Source organism: Aureitalea sp. L0-47, from assembly GCF_026126405.1.
GTDB lineage: Bacteria > Bacteroidota > Bacteroidia > Flavobacteriales > Flavobacteriaceae > Pukyongia.
In genome coordinates this window covers 79,493-104,835 of record NZ_JAFMTQ010000011.1, presented here as the reverse complement: position 1 = coordinate 104,835, position 25,343 = coordinate 79,493, and the positions used below count along the sequence as shown (strand labels likewise).

20 protein-coding genes are annotated in these 25,343 nt (G+C 44.0%); 5 read left to right on the top strand and 15 right to left on the bottom strand.

Annotation, left to right across the window (positions count from 1 at the left end; all coding sequences use genetic code 11):
- Nucleotides 1-3: 3 nt before the first annotated feature.
- The 4 genes from J1N09_RS11395 to J1N09_RS11380 form a co-directional block, all read right to left on the bottom strand.
- The gene (locus J1N09_RS11395; RefSeq protein WP_265200340.1) at nucleotides 4-840 is read right to left on the bottom strand and encodes an ROK family protein; all 837 of its coding nucleotides are present in this window, start codon (nucleotides 838-840) and stop codon (nucleotides 4-6) included.
- The gene (locus tag J1N09_RS11390) at nucleotides 837-2,099 is read right to left on the bottom strand and encodes an MFS transporter (RefSeq protein WP_265200339.1); all 1,263 of its coding nucleotides are present in this window, start codon (nucleotides 2,097-2,099) and stop codon (nucleotides 837-839) included. Before J1N09_RS11390 ends, J1N09_RS11395 begins: the two co-directional genes overlap by 4 nt.
- Nucleotides 2,100-2,167: 68 nt before the next feature.
- Nucleotides 2,168-2,347 carry a hypothetical protein gene (locus J1N09_RS11385; RefSeq protein ID WP_265200338.1) on the bottom strand — a complete coding sequence of 60 codons (180 nt, stop codon included), beginning with the start codon at nucleotides 2,345-2,347 and terminating at the stop codon, nucleotides 2,168-2,170.
- Between the two features lie 65 nt (nucleotides 2,348-2,412).
- Nucleotides 2,413-2,652, bottom strand: a complete 240-nt coding sequence (locus J1N09_RS11380) for a hypothetical protein (RefSeq protein ID WP_265200337.1) — start codon at nucleotides 2,650-2,652, stop codon at nucleotides 2,413-2,415.
- Nucleotides 2,653-2,802: 150 nt separating this feature from the next.
- On the opposite strand from J1N09_RS11380, the gene J1N09_RS11375 reads away from it, so the two are divergent.
- Nucleotides 2,803-4,074 carry a DEAD/DEAH box helicase gene (locus J1N09_RS11375; RefSeq protein WP_265200336.1) on the top strand — a complete coding sequence of 424 codons (1,272 nt, stop codon included), beginning with the start codon at nucleotides 2,803-2,805 and terminating at the stop codon, nucleotides 4,072-4,074.
- 3 nt (nucleotides 4,075-4,077) lie between these two features.
- Here J1N09_RS11375 and J1N09_RS11370 read toward each other — a convergent pair whose 3' ends face one another.
- Both J1N09_RS11370 and J1N09_RS11365 read right to left on the bottom strand, forming a co-directional pair.
- On the bottom strand, nucleotides 4,078-4,992 hold the full coding sequence (locus tag J1N09_RS11370) for a glycerophosphodiester phosphodiesterase (RefSeq protein ID WP_265200335.1): 915 nt from the start codon (nucleotides 4,990-4,992) through the stop codon (nucleotides 4,078-4,080).
- Nucleotides 4,993-5,002: 10 nt separating this feature from the next.
- Nucleotides 5,003-5,890 (bottom strand): dienelactone hydrolase family protein, encoded by an 888-nt coding sequence (locus J1N09_RS11365; RefSeq protein ID WP_265200333.1) that lies wholly within the window; start codon nucleotides 5,888-5,890, stop codon nucleotides 5,003-5,005.
- Between the two features lie 190 nt (nucleotides 5,891-6,080).
- Here J1N09_RS11365 and J1N09_RS11360 point away from each other — a divergent pair, with 190 nt between their 5' ends.
- A complete protein-coding gene (locus J1N09_RS11360) occupies nucleotides 6,081-7,352 on the top strand; it encodes a carboxypeptidase-like regulatory domain-containing protein (RefSeq protein ID WP_265200332.1) in 1,272 nt (423 codons plus the stop codon).
- 11 nt (nucleotides 7,353-7,363) lie between these two features.
- On the opposite strand, the gene J1N09_RS11355 is transcribed toward J1N09_RS11360, so the two are convergent.
- The 8 genes from J1N09_RS11355 to J1N09_RS11320 form a co-directional block, all read right to left on the bottom strand.
- Nucleotides 7,364-10,495 (bottom strand): VPS10 domain-containing protein, encoded by a 3,132-nt coding sequence (locus J1N09_RS11355; protein WP_265200331.1) that lies wholly within the window; start codon nucleotides 10,493-10,495, stop codon nucleotides 7,364-7,366.
- Nucleotides 10,496-10,583: 88 nt separating this feature from the next.
- Nucleotides 10,584-12,983 (bottom strand): glycoside hydrolase family 31 protein, encoded by a 2,400-nt coding sequence (locus J1N09_RS11350; protein ID WP_265200330.1) that lies wholly within the window; start codon nucleotides 12,981-12,983, stop codon nucleotides 10,584-10,586.
- A 107-nt stretch (nucleotides 12,984-13,090) separates the two neighbouring features.
- On the bottom strand, nucleotides 13,091-15,016 hold the full coding sequence (gene glgB, locus J1N09_RS11345) for a 1,4-alpha-glucan branching protein GlgB (protein WP_265200329.1): 1,926 nt from the start codon (nucleotides 15,014-15,016) through the stop codon (nucleotides 13,091-13,093).
- Nucleotides 15,017-15,021: 5 nt separating this feature from the next.
- Nucleotides 15,022-16,650 carry a maltokinase N-terminal cap-like domain-containing protein gene (locus tag J1N09_RS11340; protein WP_265200328.1) on the bottom strand — a complete coding sequence of 543 codons (1,629 nt, stop codon included), beginning with the start codon at nucleotides 16,648-16,650 and terminating at the stop codon, nucleotides 15,022-15,024.
- Nucleotides 16,650-18,590 carry an alpha-1,4-glucan--maltose-1-phosphate maltosyltransferase gene (locus tag J1N09_RS11335; protein WP_265200327.1) on the bottom strand — a complete coding sequence of 647 codons (1,941 nt, stop codon included), beginning with the start codon at nucleotides 18,588-18,590 and terminating at the stop codon, nucleotides 16,650-16,652. Before J1N09_RS11335 ends, J1N09_RS11340 begins: the two co-directional genes overlap by 1 nt.
- Before the next feature lie 150 nt (nucleotides 18,591-18,740).
- Entirely contained in the window at nucleotides 18,741-20,153 is a 1,413-nt protein-coding gene (locus J1N09_RS11330; RefSeq protein WP_265200326.1) for a T9SS type A sorting domain-containing protein, read from the bottom strand.
- A gap of 97 nt (nucleotides 20,154-20,250) precedes the next feature.
- On the bottom strand, nucleotides 20,251-20,955 hold the full coding sequence (locus tag J1N09_RS11325; RefSeq protein WP_265200325.1) for a Two component regulator three Y domain protein: 705 nt from the start codon (nucleotides 20,953-20,955) through the stop codon (nucleotides 20,251-20,253).
- A 90-nt stretch (nucleotides 20,956-21,045) separates the two neighbouring features.
- Complete coding sequence (locus J1N09_RS11320; protein WP_265200323.1) at nucleotides 21,046-21,693, bottom strand: alpha/beta hydrolase; 648 nt, start codon at nucleotides 21,691-21,693, stop codon at nucleotides 21,046-21,048.
- 42 nt (nucleotides 21,694-21,735) lie between these two features.
- Between J1N09_RS11320 and J1N09_RS11315 the strand changes: the two genes are divergently transcribed.
- Genes J1N09_RS11315 through menD form a run of 3 tightly spaced genes read left to right on the top strand, consistent with a single transcriptional unit; the run spans nucleotide 21,736 to nucleotide 24,913 of the window.
- The gene (locus J1N09_RS11315; RefSeq protein ID WP_265200322.1) at nucleotides 21,736-22,158 is read left to right on the top strand and encodes a PaaI family thioesterase; all 423 of its coding nucleotides are present in this window, start codon (nucleotides 21,736-21,738) and stop codon (nucleotides 22,156-22,158) included.
- A 3-nt stretch (nucleotides 22,159-22,161) separates the two neighbouring features.
- Nucleotides 22,162-23,220: an isochorismate synthase gene (locus tag J1N09_RS11310; protein WP_265200321.1), complete on the top strand. Its 1,059-nt coding sequence runs from the start codon at nucleotides 22,162-22,164 to the stop codon at nucleotides 23,218-23,220.
- A gap of 31 nt (nucleotides 23,221-23,251) precedes the next feature.
- The gene (gene menD / locus J1N09_RS11305; RefSeq protein ID WP_265200320.1) at nucleotides 23,252-24,913 is read left to right on the top strand and encodes a 2-succinyl-5-enolpyruvyl-6-hydroxy-3-cyclohexene-1-carboxylic-acid synthase; all 1,662 of its coding nucleotides are present in this window, start codon (nucleotides 23,252-23,254) and stop codon (nucleotides 24,911-24,913) included.
- Here menD and J1N09_RS11300 read toward each other — a convergent pair.
- The gene (locus tag J1N09_RS11300; RefSeq protein WP_265200319.1) at nucleotides 24,903-25,340 is read right to left on the bottom strand and encodes a hypothetical protein; all 438 of its coding nucleotides are present in this window, start codon (nucleotides 25,338-25,340) and stop codon (nucleotides 24,903-24,905) included. The genes menD and J1N09_RS11300 overlap by 11 nt on opposite strands.
- Nucleotides 25,341-25,343 lie beyond the last annotated feature (3 nt).

Below are 25,343 nucleotides of genomic sequence, written 5' to 3'. Positions count from 1 at the left end.
ACCTTACAGGCACAAGGCTGAAGCCCCTAGTATCGGTAGGTTCGGATGGGAAGAAGTTAGTATCTTCAATTGTTCAATTTGCTTCGGATAGGCAAATTTCCGAATAGATTCATGCATGGAACTCTCAAAAAATTGCTGTGCTTTAGCAATGGAGCCACCCATTATGATTGCCTGGGGGGCATACATAAAGAGGATCATTTTGATAGCTTCTCCAAGGTGAGTCCCGAATTCCTCAAAGGCCCGAATCGCTTTGCGATCACCATTCAGGGCTTCTTTGTGCATTTCTTTGGCCGAAATTCCATATTCTCTGATAAAGAAGAAACTGCCTGTATATTCTTCAACTAAACCCTCTTTATAGGGTAACATTCCTATCTCCCCAGCGCCACATAGCACACCGCTGTACAATGAATTATTGATGATAACTCCCATACCCAGTCCGGTACCTATGCTCAGTCCGATGAAATCGCTGAACTCCTTTCCCTTACCAAATTGCTTCTCACCAAGTGCAAAACAGTTGGCATCGTTGTTCAATACTACCGGAACCTTGAATTCTTCCTGTAAAATCTGTTGCAGCGGTACTTCTTGCCAGGCCGGTATATTCTGAATATTGTAGATCATACCGTTTTGAGGGTCAACGATCCCGGGAACCCCAACGCCAATACCTTTCACATCCTCAGTGAGAATTTCTTCAATAGCATCGGTTAAAACAGTTAGAATGGTTTCTGAAGATGCATTACTAACAATTTTCCTGCTTGTCTCTTCTAATAACATTCCGCTGTGAACAAGGCCTGCATTGAAAGTGGTTCCGCCAAGATCTACTCCTATATATTCTGCATTCATGTTTCCGATTTCTTTTGCAGTTTAAAGGTAGTATTATTTACCAAAGGTTTTGCCCAGAAGCCAATGGAAACGATGAATAGTAAAGGGACGATAAGGAATAGTATTCCAATTTTCAGATTGATCATATCTCCGAGGAAGCCAACCAATAAGGGCATGACCGCACCTCCGGCTATCCCGGTACAAAGAATCCCCGAAAGCGAACCATGCTGCTCCTTAACCGAATTGAGGCCAAGCGAAAAAATGATGGACCACATTACCGATATCAGGAAGCCCAGGGCAGGAAATGCAAGCAGTGCGATTTCTGATGAGGAAGTTACCGCCAGGATCAAACAGGCGATAGTGGCAATTCCCGATCCGATCAATATCTTTCGACTATCGAATACTTTCAGTAAAAATAATCCGAGCAAACATCCCACTGTGAGCATTGCCCAAAATTTAGAAACCGTATTGGCCCCAATGGTTTGAGGGTCCAGGGAATGATATTCCTGAAGAAACCCCGAGATCCAGTTCCCTATGCCTTGTTCAGTTCCCACATAGCAAAAAATCCCCAGGAAATACAGAAGGGTCCATTTGTTCTTCAGCAAACTCATATAGGAGGATCGATCACCGGAACGTTCACTTTCTTTCTTGGTGTATTCGGGATAGCGCGTGGCTCTTACAATGAGGAATAATACAAGTCCAAGGATGGCAAAGACAATATAAAGGGATACCCAGGGTAGTTCGGCAGGGACAAGTCCTCGCAGCATTTCGGCAAGTACGTCTTTGTTTTCTTCGGAATTTACCAGGTACATGTACAAGTAGGGACTCGCGAAGGATGCCAGTCCGAAAACCAATTGCGCCAGCACTGAATTAAAGGCAAAATGTCCTTCACCACCCGCCGCACGTAGCATTGGGTTGATGATCACCTGCAACACGGCCATGCTGCAACCCAGGAAGAACAAACTAAGACTGAAAACAATATAGCCGGGGAAGATCGTGAACACAGCACATGCCAGGATGATAATTCCGAAGGCAACCGAAAGCAACGTCCTGTCGCTGTATTTTTCTGAAAGGAATCCTGCAGGGATGGACATCACCCCGTATGCAATGAAAAAAGAGAAGGGGAGGAGCCCGGCCAGGCTCAGGCTGAGATCGAAACTCTGCTTCACATCGATGATGATGGAATTCAGAATATTAGTGATAAAAGAGATCGCGAAGAAGATCACCATCACCAGGATCACAATGTGGTAATAGATCTTTTGCTGAGGTTGGTTGGCCATATACTTCTCATGAACTTCCAAGAGGAAGTCCTATAAAAGTACTAAAAGAAATTCGCTTGGTATTCGCCTTATTCATCCTCGTCTTCTTCTTCTTTCTTCTTATTGACCGTTCCAAAGGCCATTCCGAGGGCCACACCTACACCCATTCCTATGGCGATTCCAATCCCAATGTTGTCTAATGCCACACCCAGGGAAACACCAATTGAAACACCCAGTATGATACCGAAAAAGTAATGTCTATAGTTCATCTAAGGTTAATTGTTTACCTGTTAAGTACGTTTTATTTGCGAACGTTACAGCCTCAATTGGTAATTCATTCCCTGCCGGGATCGTACACTGCCACTGCGATCTTCGAATCTGCTGTACCATAGTAGAGGAAGTATTTTCCTTTGTAGTTTACCAGACCTTCCACAAAACATACCTCGTTTACTTCACCTACTTTTTCAAAATAGGGAAAGCCCCAGGTATTACCGTCCTCTGAGGGTGCTTCGGTTGGTTTCTCCTGGCAATTAAGTATAAATAAGGACAGGCAAAGAGCGAAAAAATATTTCATTTAATTACTATTCTATGAATGAAAGATACTTAAAATTAAGTGGGTACGGATTTACCTATCCGGATATGCTGCCATGGAATTAAATAGCGTACCTTTGCAGCTAATAAAGAAATGGCATTAATAGATTTTTGTCTTTTCACAAAATACTATATGTCATTTAATTCAATCGGGTTATCCGCTGCCCTGCTAAAAGCTATTAGCAAAAAAGGATACACGGAGCCAACCCCTATTCAGGTGAAGGCGATACCACAAATTTTATCAGGACGGGACCTTCTTGCTTCGGCACAGACAGGAACGGGCAAGACTGCTGGTTTTGCATTACCTATACTTCAGAAATTATCTTCGGAAAGTCCAATGCAGCGGCGCCGGGTTCGATCATTGATATTGACACCCACGCGAGAACTTGCTGCCCAGGTGACAGATGATTTTAAACAATACGGACAATTTACAGACCTTCGTACTACTGTAGTATTTGGAGGCGTTAATGCCAATCCTCAGATCCGCACCTTAAAGCAAGGCGTGGACATACTGGTTGCAACCCCTGGCCGACTATTGGATCTTCACAACCAGAAAGTATTTTCATTATCTCATGTTGAGGTTTTAGTTTTGGATGAGGCAGATCGTATGCTGGACATGGGTTTTTTACGGGATATTGAAAAGATACTTGCCCAGTTACCGGTAAAACGGCAAAACCTGTTATTTTCCGCAACTTTTTCGAAAGAGATCAAAAAACTCGCCGGAAAATTCCTGAAAAACCCGGTTATGGTAAAAGCTACCCCGGAGAATACTACAGCCGAAACGGTGGATCAGATCGTTTATCGAACCGACAAGTCAAAGAAAACCAAACTGGTCACGAAATTGATCACTGATGGAGGGTGGGAACAGGTACTTGTTTTCACGCGTACCAAGCATGGAGCCAATCGATTGAGTCAGAAATTAGGTAAGGCTGGAATTCATTCTAAAGCAATTCACGGAAATAAAAGTCAGGGAGCCAGAACTATGGCTTTGGAAGGTTTTAAGAAGGGTACGGTCCGGGTTTTGGTAGCTACAGATATAGCGGCTCGCGGACTTGATATTCCTTTACTTCCTCATGTTATCAATTATGAACTTCCTAATATACCTGAGGATTATGTTCATAGAATTGGAAGAACCGGAAGGGCAGGAGCCGGGGGTGAAGCAATCTCCATTGTGAGTGTAGATGAATTCGATTACCAAAAGGGAATTGAAAAATTATTGGGAAGAACATTAGAGAGTAAGGTAATTCCGGGATTTGAAGTAACTGAAACACTTCAGGAAGTAAACGATAAAAAACTCGCGAATAAAGCTCAAAATCAGCGAGGCCGGAGAAATTCCCGAGATGATGGAAATTCATCCCCTAAAAACTCTAAGAACGGCAACAGATCAAGACGTAGACGCAGGTAATAACTATTTCCGTGTGGCGCTTAAATTGTCCAACATCTTATTAAGAATATCCGGGTAATCTGTAATGATGCCATCAACCCCAAGGTCGATCAATCGCTTCATCTCATCCTTGTCGTTAACCGTCCACGGGATCAATTCCATACTATTCAACTTACAGAATTCTACCAGGGATGCATCTACCAGGACGTGTGCCGGACTGTAGATCGCCGGAGTAAATCCCAGTTTCTTCAGGTTCTTTTCAGGAGTTAGTTTATTTTCAATCAACAGAACCAGAGGTATTTCGGGGTCTATTTTTCGAACTATCTGTAGTGATTCCGGATCAAAAGATTGGATCACAACACGTTCTTTTACTCCACTCATAGCTACTGCGCTCACCACTAATTCGGCAAATTCTTGTCCGTTGGGATGATAGATGTTGTCGTATTTTGGATTTCGTTTGATCTCAATATTGTAAAATGGCTTGGAGATTTCATTCTGAATAACATAGTGTTCAACCTCCTTCACCACGTCTAAGAAAAGAGGTTTCACTGCCTCCATCTTTTTTTGCTTCGGAAAGCGAGAATGAGGTTTCAGTCCTACATCAAAAGTTGCAATGCTGTCGTAGGTCATCTGGTACATATTGTAGCTTCGCTTGTTCTCTTCAGAAATAACTTCTCCATTTGGCGCTGTACTGATCTCATGAGAGAAAAAAGGTTCATGGGAGACCACGACCTGTTTATCTGCTGAAATAACCAGGTCCATTTCCAGGGTAGTTACCCCAATGTCGAGGGTTTTAAGGAAACCCGGAATGGTATTTTCAGGCATGAGTCCGCGGCAACCGCGATGGCCCTGGAGATCTATGGATATTGGCATGGAAGTGTCATTATTACAACTGGTTAAACTCAAGAGCACCGCTAGAGAAAGAATTCTAATATTCATGGGTCAACCACTATTTCAGTTTGTCTTTAAAAAATGATATAGTGCGTTCCCATGACAATGCCGCAGCGGCTTCATCGAAACGCGGCGTGGAGTTGTTATGAAATCCATGGTTAACTCCTGGGTAAAAGTGAACCTGGTAATCAATTCCATTGTTTTTAAGCGCTGTCTCATAATTAGCCCAACCTTCATTGACACGTTTATCCAATTCGGCATAATGAATAAGCAATGGTGCTTTTATAGAGCTGGTTTCTTCAGCAGAAGGTTGTCTGCCGTAGTAAGGAACGGCTGCTTTCAAATCTGGTAATTTCACCGCCATCATATTCGAGATCCAACCTCCGAAACAGAAGCCCACAACACCTATATAGCCGTTACATTTCTCATGAGATTTAAGAAAGTTGAAAGCTGCAATGAAGTCTTCCAGCATCTCGTTCTTATCCCGCTGCCGCTGCATAGTTCTCCCATCATCATCGTTCCCCGGATAACCGCCTAAAGGTGAAAGCGCATCCGGTGCCAGGCTTATGAATCCCTCCACAGCAGCTCTTCGACCTACGTCTTCGATATATGGATTCAGACCTCTGTTCTCATGAACCACGATGATCCCGGGAAGTTGTGTTTCGGCATCATTGGGATATGAGAGCAACCCCTTAATATCGCCACCTCCCTTGGGTGAAGGATAGGTGATATAATCTGAATAGAGCCTGGGATCATCGGCAGGTACCAAAATAGAATTAAGGTAATCAGGCATTATAAAGCTCAGCAGTGTTGGAACCGTTAAACCACCGATCGCATATATCGACAATTTTTCGATGAATTGTCTTCGCCCTAGCTTATTATGAGCGTAGTCGTCGTAGAGGTCGAAAACCTCCTGGTTGATATCTTCTTTACGTAGCTTTTTCATAATACCCTTTTTGATGTTTTTAAAAAGGTAGGGGTTCGGTGGGTAAGTTGCAAATATGAAGAAGGGATCTGCCGCTTTTTTATTCTGAATTAACCTAAGAAAAGCAAATAGTAACTGCTAATTTTCGTAAATTTAGAAGTCAATGATGCCACAGATTTCAACTTAGTGTCTGTGGATAAATCCGAATGCTATGAAGACAATCCGAATTACCCTCGCAACTGTACTTCTCGTGGTTTTGCATATAATGATACCAACCAGTGGAATTACCCAGGTACTGGACTTCACCGAATACAGCGGCACTGTGGTTGACGGCGAAACGAACGATCCCCTGGTGTCCGTAAGCATTAAACTTTCTAAGACCAACCTCGGAAGTATTAGCAACGATGAAGGTGCTTTTACAATCAAGGTGCCGAACGATCGCGGTATCGATGCAATGGTATTCTCATTACTGGGTTACGAAACCAAGCGGATTCCTCTAAGCCAGCTCACTTCAGAAAAAAATAGAATACAACTCATTCCGGTTGTTACCGAATTATCGCAAATCAATATTTCTACCTTTAAGAGCGCCAAGGCCTTGGTAAGGGCGGTATTTGATAAGAAGAAAGAGAACAATATGAAACAAGCCGCCGTGATGACAGCTTTCTATCGGGAAACTATAAAGAAACGAAACCGAAATGTATCCCTGACCGAAGCGGTGGTAAACGTGTATAAACAACCGTATACTTCGGCTCAAAAAGACAATATAGGCCTACATAAGGCGCGGAAAAGCACCGATTACCGCAGGTTGGATACCGTAGCGTTAAAACTCCAGGGAGGACCTTATTCTACGCTATACCTGGATATCATGAAATACCCGGAATACATTTTCACACCCATCATGATAGATGAATATGATTTTAGTTTTGGGGCTCCATCTACGGTGAATGACAAACCTGTTTATGTAGTCAATTTCAAACAAAAAGAAGAGATCGATGTGCCGAGGTACTACGGCAGTCTCTTTATCGATTCGGAAAGCCTGGCCCTAAGCAGTGCTATTTACAGTTTGAACCTTACCGATATGAAGGGGCAGGCAAATAAGATGTTCGTAAAAAAGAAGCCCAGGGATATAGATGTCACACCATTGCGAGCGTCGTATCGCGTGGACTATCGTGAAAAGGATGGTAAATGGTACTATGGCTATGGCAATGTTGACCTGTCGTTTAAGGTTAAAAAACGAGGAAAGTTGTTTAATTCCGTGTATACCCTGAGCAGTGAAATGGCCGTAACCGACTGGGAAGTGAACACCACCAAAGCCCGACTTCGAAACAGGGAAAGGTTGAAACCCACAGTCATTATGAGCGATGAGGTATCTGGCTTCAAAGACCCCGATTTCTGGGGGCCCTACAACCTGATAGAGCCCGAGAAGTCTATTGAGTCTGCCATTAACAAGATACAGCGGAAATTAAGAAGGAACGATAGATAGCCGGTCTCTAGTTATTCTTCTTTCATAATTATGGCAGGAAGTTCCAGCGCCTTATACTTTCGGTTGTAATCGGCCATTTCTTCATCGATAATGGCGTCTCTTTCCTTTTCGTAGGTCGTCCAGTCGTTTTTAAGGTCGTTGAATCGCTGTCTCGATCCCTGCGTCACTTTTGGCATAGGTCCTTCTATAAAACCTTTCAGAAATAATAACTCCGCATTTAGTTTATTATTGAAATTAATTACATCCTGGAAGGTCTTTTGCTTAGCCTGAATAATGTTCTCTTCCCAGGAAGTGATTCGTTTACTTAGTGAATCACCCAGCTCAACAAGGGCTTCGGCCTTCTCGTTGTCTTTCAATAATTTCTTGTGTGATTTTAACTGCGACTTCACCGAGCGCATTTGATTCACAGATTCGTGCATGTCTGTTACTATGGCCTCAATTTCCGTGAGAATTTGTTGCTGCTCGTTGAAATCGGCCGCTGTAGCTCCAATATTCGGATCCGGTTTTATGCTGAATGTTGTTTCTGAAATAGCATCACCCTGCTTCATCCTGAAAGTGTAAGTCCCTGGTCCAACATGAGAACCGCCCAGGTTTCCAAAGACAAATACTTTGGAAACCGCAGGTAGGTCATCTCTTCTGAAATTCCAGAAAAACCTATTGAACCCCCGCTTTGCGGGCAGTACGGCAGGTTTTGCCGGCCCACCTGGCCAGGTCTTGAAATCCTTTTCCTTTTCACTGCTGAAGTTGCGTATCACTTTTCCATTCTGAAGTACTTCCAGGGTCACTGGAATGCTGTCTACCGCTTCTTTGATATAGTAATCGAAGATCACACCAGAAGGAGGGTTCTTACCAATAGTAGGATTATTACTCATTCCTCCGAAATAGAGGTAGGTGTCTTTCGGCTTGAAAATGATAAGTGCATCCTCTTTTTTATCCCTGTTCTGAATGGCTCCCAGGTCGTCGAGTATCCAGAAAGATCGGCCTGCAGTAGCTGCAACCAGGTCATTATGACGAATGGTTAGATCGTTGATAGGTACTACGGGCAAGTTCAATTGGAATGGTTCCCATTTCGCACCGTCGTTCCAGGAAATATACAGGCCGGTTTCTGTTCCGGCATACAGTAATCCTTTGCGTTTATGGTCTTCTCTTACCACTCTTACAAAAGTGTGCTCACCTTCAATACCATCAGTGATCTTTGTCCATGATTGCCCATAATTGCTGGTTTTGTAGATATATGGCTTCATATCCATGGACTTGTATCGCATCACGGCTATATAAGCTGTTGCAGGGTCGTGAGGAGATATTTCAATACTGTTAATGATTCCCTCTCCCAGGTTTTTTGGTGTGATGTTCGTCCAGTTCGCCCCTCCATCTCTTGTGAAATGAACCAGCCCATCGTCTGTACCTACATACATGCTGCCTTTCTCGTGCTGGGATTCCACAAAAGACATTATGGTGTTGTAATTCTCACCTCCCGCGGCTTCATTGGTGTATGGACCGCCTCCGGGTCCATGCTTGTCTTTTTCGTTTCGCGTTAAATCCGGACTCACAGGAGACCATGATAATCCTCCGTCTGTAGTCTTGAATACACGGTTTCCCGCATGATAGATAGTATTTCTATCATGAGGCGAGCTAATGATAGGAGCATTCCAGTTAAAACGATATTTGGCGTCCTCCGGTGCTTTGCTAAGACCGAGCTCGGGATATTCATTGATCGGTTTACTTGTAGCGGTTTCCTTTACCCAGCGATCGATAATACCCTGGTAACAGCCTCCATAAACTTCTACGGGGTTATCCGGATCGAAAGCCAGGAAGGCGCTTTCACAACCCGCAACCGAATACCAGTCTTTCCAACCAATACCGCCACCTCTTGTTCTGCTCGCGATGGCAATAGCCGAATTATCCTGCTGACCACCATACACATTGTAGGGGAATAAATTATCGGTGGTTACACGGTAGAACTGGGCCGTGGGCTGATTTCGCTGTGTACTCCAGGAACGTCCGCCATTGTTGGAAACATTCGCGCCACCATCGTTGGAATTGATCATCACCTGGTTGTTTTCCGGGTGGATCCATAAGTGATGGTTGTCCCCATGCGGAGTGGAAACAGCGGAGAAGGACTTTCCTCCATCGATCGACTTCATAACTGGTGCATTGAGCACGTATACAATGTTTTCGTTTTGCGGATCGGCGAAGATCTCCATATAGTACCAGGAGCGGGCAATATTCACTCGATTCTTATTGATCTGCTTCCATACTTTACCGGCGTTGTCACTTCTGTAAACACCGCCTTTCTCACCTTCGGCCTCTATCACGGCATACACTCTTTCGGGATTCGCACGGGAAACCGAGATACCCGCCTTTCCGAAGGATTCAGGAATACCAGCATTCATGGGCTCCCAGGTAGTTCCTCCGTCGGTGGATTTGTGCAGACCTGAAGATTCCCCACCACTTTCCATCGTCCACGGATAGCGTCTGTGCTGCCACATGGCGGCATATAATATTCTAGGATTGTGCATATCCATGGATAGGGAAGAGGCTCCCGTATTTTCATCGACATATAAAACCTTTTCCCAGTTATTCCCACCGTCCATAGAACGATATACCCCGCGGTCTTCTGAGGGTCCGTACTGCGCACCTTGCGCTGCCACATAGATAATGTCGGGATTTGTAGGATGAATGATGACGTCGGAAATATGTCGTGTGTAATCCAGTCCTATGTGTTTCCAGGTTTTACCCGCGTCATCCGATTTGTAGACTCCGTCACCCATGGATGTCATAACTCCTCGGGCGGCATGCTCACCCATACCAACGATCACAATGTTGGGATCGGATTCTGAAACTGCTATGGCACCTACTGTTCCGGTGTTGAAAAAGCCATCGGAGACATTCTTCCAGCTGATTCCATCGTCGGTACTTTTGAAAACACCACCGCCGGTGCTTCCCATATACCAAACCCCGGGTTGTTTAACCACCCCGGTGGAAGTTACGCTTCGGCCACCCCGGAAGGGGCCAATGTTTCGCCATTTGAGATTGTTGAATTCCTGGTCGGCGGTTTTGGGTTTTTCACCCTCATTATCCTGGGCGGAAACAGAAAGATTAGTAATTAGCAGTAATACAAATAGAAATCGGAAGATCTTCATAGGTTGGTTTTTAATGCCTATAAAGCTACGTAATTCAAAAAAAATGCGGCCCCTTTCGAGTCCGCATTCTAATTATCTCATGAATACGCTATTTGCCAATAAGGTGCAATTCGGTAAAATTCTTATCCACCACCAGTGAAGTATTACCGTTCACCTTCAATTCAGTAAGTCCCGTTTCCTGGTTATCCACCTGGATGGAGCCTATTTCAAAAGGAAGTCTTTTTAGGTCTAATTTGAACTTGGTATAGGGCGTCATGTATTTACCCTCTTTGTGTTGCTGAATGATCAACTCATTCTTATGCCCTGTAAGTTTGAAGGTTCTGTAGCTGAATCGACCCTTCTTGTAGTCGTAGCCGTCGTGGGCATCTTCATAAAGCACCGATTTTTCCTTCCCTTCTTTAAAATACACTTCCAGTTCGATCTCGTCGAATTCTTTTTCGCCTACATATTGCTGTACCGGAAACTTAGGAATAATGGCTCCTTCTTTCACAAAGACCGGGATGGTATCGATATCGGCGTCCACCCAGATTTCCTTTCCGCCGTCAACTACTTCATACGTCCAGTAATTATACCATTTTCCGCGGGGAACATACATTCGTCTGCCTTTGGAATTGGCTTCGAGTATAGGACAAATTAGTAACTGAGATCCAAACATGAACTCATCGGTTCGATAGTAATTTTGATGATCCTCCTGGTCGAAATAAACCAAAGGCTGCACCATAGGAATACCCTCCTGAACGTATTGCCTGAAGGCCGTATAGATGTAAGGGAGCAGTTTATAACGGATCTCAATGAACTTTCTGAAGATGTTAGTGACATTCTCATCGAATGACCAGGGTTCCTGGTCTCCGTGGTCTCCTGAAGAGTGTACACGGCAAAACGGATGGAAGATTCCCATCTGTATCCAGCGAATGAACAATTCGCCTGTAGGCTGTTCGGCGAAACCACCGATGTCCGTACCAGTAAAAGACATCCCGGAGATCGCCATGCGTTGCACCTGCTGATTCGCGATCCACAAATGTTCCCAACTGGCAACGTTATCTCCTGTCCATGACGAACTGTATCGCTGAGTACCGGAATAAGCCGAACGGGTAATAATAAAAGGTCGCTTAGGGTAAGTAAATTGTTTTACCCCGTGATAGGTCGCCCTTGCCATCTGCATTCCGTAGATGTTGTGTGCCTTGCTATGACTACAATGATGCCCATCGAAATTGTGGCGTACATCCAGTGGGAACGTCTTTGTTGGAACCTCCATCACTGCGGGTTCGTTCATATCGTTCCACACACCTCTTACACCAATGTCCTCAATGAGTTCCTTATACAAACCGCTCCACCATTCTCGTACTTCCGGGTTGGTGAAGTCGGGGAAATTACACTCACCAGGCCATACTTTACCACGCATTAACGGACCGTCCGCACGTTTGCAGAAATAATCGTTTTCCAGTGCCTCCCTGTAAATATCGTAGTCTTTGTCGATCTTAATTCCCGGATCGATAATGGCCACAGTGTTAAAACCATCTTCCATCAAGTCGTCTACCATGCCTTTTGGGTTGGGGAAATACTCTTTATTCCAGGTAAAGCATCGGAACCCTTCCATATAATCGATATCCAGATAGATGGCGTCACAGGGTATCTGTAACTCCCTGAACTTCTTTGCTACCTCCCTTACGTTTTCTTCTGGATAATAGCTCCATTTGCTTTGGTGATATCCCAGGGCCCATAGTGGTGGGAGTTCGGGCTTACCTGTAAGATCGGTGTAACTTGTTACCACATCTCGCATTTCTGGACCGTAAAAGAAATAATAATTCATCTCTCCTCCCTGTGCCCAGAAGCTGGTGGTGTTTCTTCGTTCATGCCCAAAATCAAAAAAGCTACGGAAGGTATTGTCGAAAAAGATCCCGTAGCTCACATCGCTGTGTAGTCCTATGTAGAAAGGAATTGCCTTGTACAAAGGGTCCTGGTCCTTTCCGAAGGCATACTGATCCGTTACCCAGTTTTGAACGCGTTTCCCTTTAAGGTTGAAATGAGTGGGTTTGTCACCCAAACCATAATAACACTCCATCTTAGGTTCGGTCTTGCTCATCTTTACGATATCACTACCGTGTTCGTAGCTGTATTCCCAGTGAAACCCAACCTCGTCCTGGTTGATTAACTTACCGTTAATGTCGTAGATCGACTTTCGCAAGTTGGCTTTGTCTATATGAAGCTCAAGTTTGGAGGTTCTGATTACGTATTTGTTCTTTTCTTCTGAATATTCCAGATGATTATACCCTGTCGCTGCTTTTTCGGAGATCGCATAGGAGAAATCCTTTGGAAAACTACCGTTGGGAGCATATCTGAAACGCAGTACACTATCGCGAACAACAGTGATCTGCAGGAGCACCTCGTTTTCGGTAGTGATAAGGAATTTATCTTTCTTTTTTACAAAGCTTTTTATTTGGGACGGAAACTGATTTCCTTTTTGTTCCAGTTCGGTATTCGTAATCATACGCCTAGATGAAATTGTGACTTACAAATGAAATTAAAAGATTCGATATGTTTCATATCAATTCGTTTCCTTTTCGGAAAAGTAATCAACAATCGAAAACGTTTTCATTAACTTTTTTTAGTGGATTGTACCCTTTTAAGGGCAATTACTGACAATGGAGGTAGATTTAGCACCACAGATTGCATCCGGTGTTGCCATTCTTCCTTTTCGGAAGTATATTGTTTGGCGATCTTATAACCACTTCCACCGAATTCGGGATCGTCGCTATTGAATACAAGCCTGTATTTTCCGCTTGCCGGTAACCCAATTCGATAATTCTCTCGTGGCACCGGGGTCATATTCGCAACAATGATAAGGTCGTCTTTTGGTTTATCACCTTTTCGGATATACGCCAACACTGAATTTTCAGCATCGTTATAATCGATCCATTCAAATCCTACACCGGTGAATTGTTTTTGATGAAGAGCAGGTTCTTTTCGGTATAAATCATTGAGAGCGGCCACCAACGACTGAATTCCCTTGTGATTGTCGTGCTCAAGCAAGTGCCAGTCCAGGCTTTGCTGGAAGTCCCACTCTTCGTGCTGACCGAATTCACCTCCCATAAACAACAATTTGCTTCCGGGATGTGTAAACATATAGCTGTACAGTAGCCTCAGGTTGCCAAACCGCTGCCATTCATCCCCGGGCATTCTACCGAGAATGGATTGTTTTCCGTAAACCACTTCGTCATGACTCAACGCAAGCATAAAATTCTCCGTAAATGCATAGGTCATACTAAAGGTGATATCGTTCTGGTGGTGCTTACGATATATAGGTTCTTTTTTGAAGTACTCCAGGGTGTCGTGCATCCAGCCCATCATCCATTTCATTCCAAATCCTAATCCACCCAGATAGGTTGGTTTTGAAACCATAGGGAAGGAGGTAGATTCTTCGGCTATGGTTTGCACACCTTCGAAGCTTCCGTACACCTCTTCATTCAATTCCTTGAAAAATGATATTGCCTCCAGGTTCTCCCTGCCGCCAAACTGATTTGGTTCCCATTCACCGTCTTCACGTGAATAGTCCAGGTAAAGCATACTCGCCACAGCGTCTACTCGTAGGCCGTCCGCGTGATAGCGGTCCAGCCAGAAGATAGCGTTGCTGATAAGGAAAGCCCGCACTTCGTTTCTTCCATAATTGAAGATCAAGCTTTTCCAATCCGGGTGATAACCTCTTCGCATGTCCGGGTGCTCATAAAGATGAGTTCCATCAAAGAAACCAAGTCCGTGGGCGTCCTCCGGAAAGTGGGAGGGAACCCAATCCAGGATCACACCTATGTCGTTTTTGTGTAGTTCGTCCACCAGGAACATGAAGTCCTCGGGCTTACCAAACCTTGATGTAGGAGCGTAATAACCCGTTAACTGATACCCCCAGGACGGATCGTAAGGGTATTCCATCACCGGCATGAATTCCACATGGGTGAAATTCATCTTCTTGAGATAAGCGGTAAGTTCTTTAGCCAATTCCAGGTATGTAAGCGGCCTGTTCTCAGCAGTGTTGAACATCCAGCTTCCCAAATGTATTTCGTACACAGAGAAGGGTTTGTCGAGTCGGTTGATATTCTTCCGCTTCTTCATCCATTTGTCGTCTTTCCAGTTGTAGCTGGTATCCCAGACAATGGAGGCGGTGTTTGGAGGATGTTCACAGCGTGCCGCAAAGGGGTCGGCTTTTTCTGTTTTGATATCTCCGTGATTGGAATGTATCTTGTATTTGTATTTAGAACCTTTCTGAACTCCTGGAATAAAGCCTTCCCAGATACCTGAACCATCCCAGCGAACATTAAGAGGGTGTTCTCCTTCGATCCAGTAATTGAAATCTCCAATCACTGAAACGGCTTTAGCCGATGGTGCCCACACGGCGAAATAGACACCTTTTTGTCCATCTACTTCTGTGAGATGCGCACCCAATTTTTCATAGAGCCGAAAGTGTTTTCCACCCTTGAAAAGGTCAATATCGAATTCAGTGAAAAAACTGTGGGAAATAACCTTATTCATATATTTTAGTCTTCATTCATTATTGAATTGATCCCTTCTAAAGGGATGATCGCCCATAACGGACGTGCATTCATTTCATAACCCAGTTCGTATACTGCTTTTTCCAGCATGGAGTACTTCAGCATAAAAACTCGTTCCTGGTTGTATCCTATGTTGAGGTTTGCATCCTGTATGAGGTTGGTGTATGTCTCCAGGAACACACCTATGAAATACCTGTAAAGACATTCTCCTGCTTTATATAATTGTTCTATTGCGAACGGATAAGAATCTTTGTTGTTGAAAATCGTGGCGTAAACTGCGTAGTGAAAGGAGCGGAACATTCCTGCCACGTCCTTTAGCGGAGGTTGTTTTACTACCCGGTCGCGAATAGTACTTTCCGGTTCTCCTTCAAAATCGAGAATATAGAAATCGCCCTTTGTCACCAATACCTGTCCAAGGTGATAATCACCGTGAACGCGAATTCGTTCACCCTTCAATTTGGTCCAGTCGTAAGCCAGGAAACGCTTCCGGATCTCGTTCTTTTGCTCCAGGAACTGCTTGGCGAGTTTCAGCGTATCACCCTTCAGTTTGTGCATATTGTTCTCCACCGTGTTAAGTCGGTTCTGGAATTGGTAAAGTAGTCGGTTTTTCAACCAAACCTCATAATCCATATTAAAATGCTGTGGAGTGAAATTGTTATCTTCAAATTCCGATCCCAGTGTGATATGCATTTCAGCGGTACGCTGCGCCAGTTTCTGCATTTTCAGAAAGATATCCAGTCCGGCCCAATCGATGATCTCATGCGGTACGTCCTTGAGTGGAAGTCTATTAAACATTTCTGTGGAAGGGAGCCTGTCGATGTCAATTCCTTTTTCGCTCAGGTTATGGAAAACTTTATCTAGTTTATCCAGCATATACTCCCAGGCATCTCCTTTGTTTTCAACCATTTCCTGCATTAGGGCAATGGTGATTACAGAGTTGTCTGTGTCGATGATATTCAAACTTCCAAGATAGGCCGGTGTATTTTCGAAACCTTTTTTGTCTGAAAGGAACTGCGACATCTCAAAATCCGGGTTCTTATTGGCATAGATTCTACGGAAGAACTTGATCACGCATGTATCGTTGATGATAACCGAGGTGTTACTCTGTTCCATGCCCATATTACGGGAGGATTTGAATTCGGTTTCGGTTAAGCGCTCACCTTTATGGTATTGTACTCTTGTGGTATCGTTGGGCCTGGCATTCAGGATTCGTTCGAAAACCACTTTCCTGAAGGCATCAAGGTTTATAGCGTCAATGATATAGCCTTCCTGGCCCTGGATGCTAATGGGCAATATACGGTCGTCCTGCGCGTACTCATCGTCTGTTACAAAGGCGATAGGGATGAAGTAATGCTGATAAAAAGCCTCTTTGAAATTCACTTCGAGGATAAGGCCGTAGTACATCTCCTCGTTTCGCTGTATACGAAAGTATTCGGTGAGTTCGATGTATTTCAGCTTACTGGATTTCCCTCCGTACCATCTTTGCTTCTGAATGTATTCTTCGAGTACTTCAGAAAGAAACATGGATACAAAATCCTCATTGTCCATCAAGGCTTCCCAGGGGAGGTCGAAATTCGGTCTTTTCTTGGTTTTGGACGATTCCAGCTTAGCCATTATTTTTTGATTTTAAACAAGTGGAAAGGCAATGCGGGGTGCAATTCCACAAAGTTCCATTCCTTGTCCCAATTATAACTACTTCCCGTGATGAGGTCTGTGACACTCACATTCTGTCCTTCGTGAATTCCCAGCGAATGAAGCGGTAACTGAACCCAGCCATTCTGTGTGTAGTATGGATCCAGGTTTACGATCATTAGTGTTTCGTCTTCACGGTCGTCACTGTATTTATAATAGGCCAGTAACTGTTCGTTCTCCACTGAAAGGAATTCTATGTTGTTTGTTTGCTGAAGTGAAGGCTGTGCTTTTCGGATGTGATTGATCTTCGATATCAAAGTAGTCAATTTATTCTTAGCATTCCAGTCCCAATGCCGTAGCTGGAATTTTTCAGAATCCAGGTATTCTTCACGTCCCGGTAAGGCCGCACTCACCATTTGTTCGAAAACCGGGCCGTAAATTCCTGTATTGGAACTAAGTGTAGCAGCCATGAAATAACGCGACAAATGAATGGCTTCATTACCACCCTGAAGCGACCAGGGGTTTATATCAGGGGTGTTGGGCCAGAAATTGGGCCGGAAAAAATACCGTTGATCCGTCTTGGTGAGTTCCTCCATGTATTCAATAAGCTCATGCTTGGAGTTTCTCCAGGTGTAGTAGGTGTACGACTGTGTAAACCCTTGCTTCGCAAGTTGATGCATTACTTTGGGCTTGGTGAATGCTTCAGAAAGAAACAGAACATCCGGATGTTTTTTCTTTAACTCACCTATGAGCCAACCCCAGAAATAGAAAGGTTTGGTGTGCGGGTTGTCCACCCGGAAAACCTTGATGCCACATTCCTCCACCCAGTAAAGTGCTGTATCCAGCATTTCCTGCCATAAGCTCTTCCAGTCTTCACTTTCGAAATAAATAGGAAGGATATCCTGGTATTTTTTCGGAGGGTTCTCGGCATATTGTACGGTTCCGTCCGGCCGCCATTTGAACCATTCCGGATGTTCTTTTACCCAGGGATGATCCGGCGCTGCCTGTAAGGCGAAATCCATGGCCACTTCAATCCCAAGCTTCTCCGCAGCTTTTACAACTTCTTTGAAGTCTTTTACCGAACCCAGTTCAGGATGAATGTCTTTGTGTCCGCCGTGCTTTGAACCTATACCCCAGGTAGATCCCACATCGCCTTCTTTTGCTTCGGTGGTATTGTTCTTTCCTTTTCTATTCACTTCTCCTATTGGGTGAATGGGAGGGAAGTAGAGGGTGTCGAATCCCATCTCGGCTACTCTTGGGAGTAGTTTCAGGCAATCTTTAAATGTTCCGTGCTTTCCTTTTTCTTCGGAAGCGGACCTGGGGAAGAACTCATACCAGGTACTAAAGCGTGCCTTCAGTCGGTCCACGTAGACCTTGAATACAGCAGTTTCATTCAGCAATGATTTTACGGGATACTTAACAAGGATATTATAGAGCTCTTCAGACCTGGCTATTTCCACAGCTTTATCGTAGGCCCCGGTAGACCTGAAGGAAGTGATGCAGTCATTCAGGAAGTTGACTTCTTCCTTTGTAGCCATAGGAATGATCTCTTCGAGAAGTTGGGCGCCTTCAAGCAGTTCGCTGTTTACGTCCTGGCCATCATCTAATTTCCTGCCAATTCCGTGTTGCCAGTTCAGGGCGTGATCCACCCATCCCTGTAGTTTGTATTCGTAGAATCCCTGTTTGTCCACCGGGAAGGAGGCAGACCAGTTATCATTCTCAGTGTGATACATTCGAACTTCCTTCCATTTGCGTTCTTTTTCATGCTTAAAACAGAGACAGGCGGCTATTATATCATGGCCATCACCAAGTACATCTGCTGAGACCGGAACAGTCTCTCCAACAACGCTTTTAAGGGGAAACTCTCCACAGTTGATCAGTGGATTTATATTCTCGATAACAACCCTTGATTGGCTATACATTTTCAATTGATTTTTTACGACGTAAATATAGGAAACATCGCCTAGTTAGGGACTTTTTGACCCCAAAACCTACTACAACGTTAGAGTAGTGATGGCTCGAAGGATTTTTATCCTTCCAAGCTGAAATTCAGTGGTAAAACAATAGAAAAATTATTGTTTAATGACTTTTTTTGAAATATTTCCTTCGGAACCTTCAATCTGTATCAGGTACATGCCCGTAGCGAAGACCGACATATCGATCTGAGCTTCGCTGTTTGAATTCCCGTTCCGATTCCAAAGTAATTTACCAGAATTGTCATAGACTGAAATTTTTGTTACTTCCAGTGAGGTAGGAATTACAACACGTAAAATTTCAGATACCGGATTCGGATAGAAGGCAAGGCCTTCAAGTGCGTTTGCGTTGTTCCCCAGGATAATAACTCCTTCAGTTTTAAACCAGGAAAATGCATCGCTGATATTCGCGGCCACAACAATGTCGTCCACAAGATCACCATCCATATCGGCAGAAGTTATGGCGAATGCACCATTACTGTAGGTTTGATCAATACTAATAATAGCACCGGTGAAGTTGCCATTTCCGTCATTTTCATACCATGCAAAGGCATCCGATGTTATGGCTGCTGCTAAAATGTCCAGATCTCCATCCTGTTCAAGATCGACCAGCGATAGTCCGCGCGGACCAATTGAGTAAGAGGAGGTATTGTCTATGATGTTCGCAGTAAAATTCTCGCTGCCGTCATTTTCATACCACAGGTACTGATTCGCATTATTACTTCCGGCTGCAATGTCGAGGTCTCCATCACCATCCAGATCACCAATATCGAGTGCGGTAGCCCCGTCGGCATCAGGGGTGTCGTCTATGGTATGAGGTGTGAAGATTCCCGAGCCATCATTTTCATACCATGAGTAAGTATCTCCCACAAAGGCAGCCACTACGATATCCGGGTCACCGTCTTCGTCCAGGTCACTCACTTTGGCAACACGAACACCGTTCGTACGGTTGTCACCTACACTCAATTCGGCAAATAGCGTGAAGTTCTCATTTCCGTCGTTCGCAAAGATTGCGAGTGCGTCTCCATTATTAGCTCCACCCACTATATCCATGTCTCCATCATCGTCGAAGTCGGCAGCATCAATGGTATAGGCCTCATCAGAAAGAGGGGAACTATCTATTACATTTGTTATAAATAAACCCGTACCATCATTTTCGTACCAGAGGTATGCGTTCGCTACGGAAGAAGTAGCCAGGATGTCCAGGTCGCCATCTTCATCCAGATCGAAAGTGGTCGCGAACCTGGCGCCATCAGCTGTGGCTCCATTGTCTATTGTATTCCGAAGAAAATTACCGCTACCGTCATTAAAATAGATGGAAAAATAATCCGACTGAAACGCTCCTCCTACCAGATCGATATCACCGTCCCCATCAAAATCGCCTGTAGTAACCGTATTAGCGGCATTCGCAGTGGGCTGAGCGTTATCAATAATTGCGGGTGTAAAGGTTATCTGTGCAAAAGTCCCTGAGCAAATAAATAAAATTGAGAAAAATTGTAGTAGTGTCTTCATAGGTGTGGTTTAAGTACACCTAAATATAGGCTAAAATAAAAGATAAAAAAAGCGACCCGATTGGGCCGCTACACTTAAAATACTGACTTATAATTTTTTAGTTGTCGTCGCTTGTTTCAATAGCGATCACAGATTTAGCAGCTGGTACAACACCGTTCTCATTAAAATTGAGTTGCGCTGTGTTTGACATAACAACAAATGAGAATTGCTGCGCATTTGTAAAATCATTCTCTGCTATTACAACTTCTTTCAAGGTATTGATCTGGGATAACCCTGACGGAAGTTCCCCGGAAAGTTTATTGTCAAATACGTTGAAAACCTCTAAATTTTTCAAATATATCATCGATCCGGGTAACTGTCCCGTCAAGAAGTTGCTGCTCAAATGCAGTTGTTTTAATTTTTTCAGATTCCCAACTGATGCAGGAATCTCACCGTGCAGAATATTACTGTTGAAGGCAAGCAATTCAAGATTGGTAAGATTACCAAGTGATTCCGGGAGTTCTCCGGACAATTTATTGAACGAAAGCTCTAGTATACGGAGGTTTTTCAAGTTGCCAATAGATTCCGGCAGTGTTCCATTTACGTTGTTGAACAGTAGTCGGATACCGGTAACCGTATTGTCTTCAACGGTAACACCTTGCCACTCGGCAACAGGTTTTTCGATATCCCAGGAGTGAATCCATTGATCTCCGTTTGTAGATTGGTAAAAGTCAAGAAGGGCTTGTCTTTCTGCTGGGGCAACCTGTGCATGAACCGCTGATATCAGTAGTATCATACCCAGGAAAGAAATGACGTTTTTCATAATGTTTATCAGAATATACTTACAATAATTGCGTAAATAAAACGATAAACACGGTAACGAGCAAAATTATTCGACGAAATGCACAATTTTTTATAAGGTTTCTGACAATTTCAATAAGAAATCCGTGTTAACCTCATGAATTCCATCGAAGACTTCGATATTGAGTCGGTCTCCGAACAACTGTCCTCCTAACAGGGATTGTTCAGTCTTCCTGGCTTCATCGATGTATTCATCATTGTCACCGTAGATATACGTAACAGGGGTTTCGACGGATAGATAATCGAAGTCGGACGACCTTAATTCCCTGGGAATTCCTCCCGAATGTAAAACGAGATGATCACATTGAATCTTTCTGCTCGCCATCCATCGGGTTGCAATGGATACGCCTTGAGAGTACCCCAGGATGATGAAGTTGAATTCTTGGTCTCTACACTCTGTTTTCCACACCTCATCGACGTATGTCAGGACATTCCTGGTTTCCGCTTGGGTATCTTCGCGGGTTAACCAGGAGGCACCAACATGTTTGAATTCGGGACCCATGTAGTATTTAGACGGCGCCTGGGGTGCGATGATATAATTTTCCGCAGGGTTCAGACTTTTAAAATATCGAAGAAAGTATTTGCTTAGATATCCCATTCCGTGAAATACAAGCCAAACGTTCCTGGTCTCCTTAGTGAAATCATTAAGTGTGCTATAGGTTTTTGATGCCTGGTACGAAACCCTTTTTTCCAGTGCCATTCTGTTGTTCGTTTTGTATTTTTGCAAATGTAAATCAATAGTATGAACAAGTCCAAGGAAGAAATGCTGCAAGCCTTAAACGCGATATGTAAAAATACGCTTATGGAAACATTGGAAATCGAATACATCGATGTGTCCGATGAGGGTGTTGTGGCTCGAATGCCTGTTAGCTCACGAGTGCATCAGCCAGATGGAGTGCTACACGGGGGTGCCTCAGTAGCCCTGGCGGAAAGTGTGGGTAGCGCGGCGGCATTAATATTCCTGAATGGGAAAGAAGTGGCGGTACGCGGTATCGAGATTTCCGCTAACCACGTTAAGGGAATCAGAGAGGGGTATGTATATGCGAAGGCCAGGATTCTTCATAAAGGCAGGACCACCCAATTATGGTCGATCCCCATTGTAAACGAAAATGACGAATTGATCTCCATGGTTAAACTTACCACTATCACGCTGAATAAGAAATAACGGATGCAGCAGGTCTTCAGAGAAGCTATACTAAAGAATTACGCCAGGCAATGCCCATTCGTGGTTTATGCCTCTCCGGGATCGTTAGAACTATCGGGAATATTTCAGAGAAATAATAGAAGACATGAGTATAAGCCAGGAGCTAGAGGATTTATTTTTGCCCCATTTTCTTCGGAATTGAAAACCCTGTTCCTTCCTTTGGAGCAATGCGATATGCTTACTACGGGCACTGAGAAATCAGAGATGGAGGAAGATTTTGATGAGATCAAGTTAAATTCCAGGCAGAAAGAATTCCACATAAGACTGGTTGAACAGGCTATAGATCATATCAATTCCTCCGAACTTGAAAAAGTAGTGGTGAGCCGAAAGCAGAATGTGTCGTTCACTAATTTCGATTTGCTCGAACTACTTCTACAACTTTTTACAAAAAACGTAAATGCATTTCGTTATGCATGGTTTCACCCCAAAAGCGGATTGTGGGTTGGCGCCACTCCCGAAGTGCTGCTTACAGTATCTAACAACCAATACAAGACAATGTCGCTGGCGGGTACCCGTTCGGCAAATTTAAAAGAACAATACGATTGGACCGCCAAGGAATACCACGAACAGCAAGTAGTGACTGATGCGATCGCCCACGACCTGGAATCATTTTCCGAAACAATAGATATTTCAGAAGTACGCAGCTCTCGGGCCGGAAGTCTGGAACATCTCAGAACCGATATCGAAGGAGAACTAAGATCAGGCTACAGCTGGTGGGACCTGGCGACTACTCTGCATCCTACACCTGCCGTATGTGGATCTCCGAAAGAGGAAGCATTGGACTTCGTTTTGAAAAAGGAAGGCTACAACCGTGAATATTATACGGGATTTTTTGGTCCGACAGCTATTTTAGAAGGGCAAACCGACCTCTATGTGAATTTAAGATGCATGCGAATTCGGGATAACATTGCCACTATTTACGCCGGAGGAGGAATTACACGGGATTCTGATCCCACAGCCGAATGGGAAGAGACCTGCAACAAGCAGCAAACCATGTTGAAACTACTTTCACAGTTTCTTTAAAATCTACCCAGCCATTCGTACCTTTGCGACGATGAATTATTCCAGCAAGCGCCTATCACAGACGATCACCCAGCTGTGCCTCGCTAAAGAGATCGATCATGTGGTTATTTCTCCGGGTTCCCGGAACGCTCCGCTTACCATTGGATTCACAGAACATCCCGGTTTTAAAACTTACAGCATAGTTGATGAGAGATGTGCCGCCTTCTTTGCGCTGGGCCTTGCGCAGCAACTGAAAAAGCCGGTAGCAATAGTTTGTACCTCAGGTTCAGCCTTACTCAACTACTACCCGGCTGTTGCCGAGGCCTATTACAGCGATGTTCCCCTTGTTGTGATAAGCGCAGACCGACCTGAACAGCTTGTAGAAGTAGGGGATGGGCAGACCATTAAACAGGAAAACGTTTTTGAGGGGCATATTCTCTACAGCGCCAATTGTAAGGACAGAGAGGATGCGCAGATCAAAAATGAGACAGAGATCAATATAGCACTTAACACAGCAATTGAGCTCCGAGGGCCGGTGCACATCAACGCACCATTTAACGAACCACTGTATGAAAAAGTTGCAGATTTAGATGTTCGGCCGCAGCATGTGCCTGCCCGAATTAGTGAAGATGTACTTCCTGATTTTGATTCGCTTCGGAGTATTTGGGAAGGTGCAGGACGTAAAATGATCATAATGGGAGTTATGTCGCCGGAGACCTTGCCTCAAGGGGTTATAGACCAGCTGGCAGCAGATCCTGAACTAATCGTTTTTACGGAAACAACCTCCAATACTCATCACTCATCATACTTCCCGGCCATAGACCAGTTGATCTTTTCCCTGGATGACCAAGGTTTCAGTGAATTGCAACCTGAAGTACTCATAACTATAGGAGGAATGGTGATCTCAAAACGGATAAAGGCCTTTCTTCGCAAATACAATCCGGAACATCACTGGCATGTAGACCCGAAAAAAGCATACGACACCTATTTTTCACTTACGGAGCATATTGAAATGCGTCCAGGACCTTTCTTTGAAAGTCTACTTTCCGAAGTAAATCCACCGGCAAATGGTTATCGGGATAAATGGCTTAAGGTGAAAGAGCACAGGCTGGCGAAACATGAAGACTACCTTAAAGAGATTCCTTATTCCGACTTCACCACCTATGAGACTGTATTTAAAAGAATTCCGGAAAATTATATGCTGCAGATAGCAAATAGTGCTGCAATTCGATATTCTCAATTGTTTGAAACAGATCCCTCCGTCAAGGTGTATTGTAACCGCGGCACAAGTGGTATCGATGGCAGTACTAGTACGGCCATTGGAGCTTCAGTAGGTTCGCCGCTCAAAACGGTTTTTGTTACCGGTGATCTAAGTTTCTTTTACGATAGTAATGCTTTGTGGAATCAGTACATCCCAAAGGATTTTAGGATCATTATTGTCAACAATTCGGGAGGTGGGATATTCCGAATCTTGCCGAGAGCCAAAGAAGCGGTGCATTTTGAAAGATTTTTCGAAACAACTCATCATTTGAATGCGAAAAATTTATGTGAGATGTATAATTTGTCGTACGCATCAGCACATGACAATGAGGGAATAGAGAAGTGTTTGCTTGATTTCTTTGCTGAATCTGATAAGCCAAAAGTGCTGGAGATATTTACACCGGCAGAGATTAACGATGAGATTCTAATGGGATATTTCGACTTTATACGATAATCCGGCCCTTTACCACATAATCTGCCCATTGCTTTGCTTGCTCCAGATCCTTAAAAACTTTAAAGGGTTTACGAAAGAATTTCTCTTCTAACTTCGCTGTTCGGTACCCATAGTCATTATGCGACACTATGGCGATCCCCTTTAGATGTGGTATCATTTCAAGATACTTATAGTCATTTGGGTCTACCGCATAAGAATTTACCCTGTTGGAGATGTAAACTACGGGTCTCAAGCCAACCGCCTTCACAACATCTAAGAGAATAGACATTCCCGTTTTAATTGTCATTACAACTTCTGATTTACCTTCCATGATCACCAGGTTATCATAGATAAAAATTTTACCTAATTCCGTATCGAGAATCTTTCGTGGTGATTGAGATAAAGGAGTAACTATAACAGGCTCACTCTTGGGGAGAATTGATAACATAAG

Bases quoted from the DNA above. Each gene is read 5' to 3' on its own strand.
- J1N09_RS11395 (WP_265200340.1), bottom strand. From the start codon at position 840: ATGAATGCAGAATATATAGGAGTAGATCTTGGCGGAACCACTTTCAAT.
- J1N09_RS11390 (WP_265200339.1), bottom strand. From the start codon at position 2,099: ATGGCCAACCAACCTCAGCAAAAGATCTATTACCACATTGTGATCCTG.
- J1N09_RS11385 (WP_265200338.1), bottom strand. From the start codon at position 2,347: ATGAACTATAGACATTACTTTTTCGGTATCATACTGGGTGTTTCAATT.
- J1N09_RS11380 (WP_265200337.1), bottom strand. From the start codon at position 2,652: ATGAAATATTTTTTCGCTCTTTGCCTGTCCTTATTTATACTTAATTGC.
- J1N09_RS11375 (WP_265200336.1), top strand. From the start codon at position 2,803: ATGTCATTTAATTCAATCGGGTTATCCGCTGCCCTGCTAAAAGCTATT.
- J1N09_RS11370 (WP_265200335.1), bottom strand. From the start codon at position 4,992: ATGAATATTAGAATTCTTTCTCTAGCGGTGCTCTTGAGTTTAACCAGT.
- J1N09_RS11365 (WP_265200333.1), bottom strand. From the start codon at position 5,890: ATGAAAAAGCTACGTAAAGAAGATATCAACCAGGAGGTTTTCGACCTC.
- J1N09_RS11360 (WP_265200332.1), top strand. From the start codon at position 6,081: ATGAAGACAATCCGAATTACCCTCGCAACTGTACTTCTCGTGGTTTTG.
- J1N09_RS11355 (WP_265200331.1), bottom strand. From the start codon at position 10,495: ATGAAGATCTTCCGATTTCTATTTGTATTACTGCTAATTACTAATCTT.
- J1N09_RS11350 (WP_265200330.1), bottom strand. From the start codon at position 12,983: ATGATTACGAATACCGAACTGGAACAAAAAGGAAATCAGTTTCCGTCC.
- glgB (WP_265200329.1), bottom strand. From the start codon at position 15,016: ATGAATAAGGTTATTTCCCACAGTTTTTTCACTGAATTCGATATTGAC.
- J1N09_RS11340 (WP_265200328.1), bottom strand. From the start codon at position 16,650: ATGGCTAAGCTGGAATCGTCCAAAACCAAGAAAAGACCGAATTTCGAC.
- J1N09_RS11335 (WP_265200327.1), bottom strand. From the start codon at position 18,590: ATGTATAGCCAATCAAGGGTTGTTATCGAGAATATAAATCCACTGATC.
- J1N09_RS11330 (WP_265200326.1), bottom strand. From the start codon at position 20,153: ATGAAGACACTACTACAATTTTTCTCAATTTTATTTATTTGCTCAGGG.
- J1N09_RS11325 (WP_265200325.1), bottom strand. From the start codon at position 20,955: ATGAAAAACGTCATTTCTTTCCTGGGTATGATACTACTGATATCAGCG.
- J1N09_RS11320 (WP_265200323.1), bottom strand. From the start codon at position 21,693: ATGGCACTGGAAAAAAGGGTTTCGTACCAGGCATCAAAAACCTATAGC.
- J1N09_RS11315 (WP_265200322.1), top strand. From the start codon at position 21,736: ATGAACAAGTCCAAGGAAGAAATGCTGCAAGCCTTAAACGCGATATGT.
- J1N09_RS11310 (WP_265200321.1), top strand. From the start codon at position 22,162: ATGCAGCAGGTCTTCAGAGAAGCTATACTAAAGAATTACGCCAGGCAA.
- menD (WP_265200320.1), top strand. From the start codon at position 23,252: ATGAATTATTCCAGCAAGCGCCTATCACAGACGATCACCCAGCTGTGC.
- J1N09_RS11300 (WP_265200319.1), bottom strand. From the start codon at position 25,340: ATGTTATCAATTCTCCCCAAGAGTGAGCCTGTTATAGTTACTCCTTTA.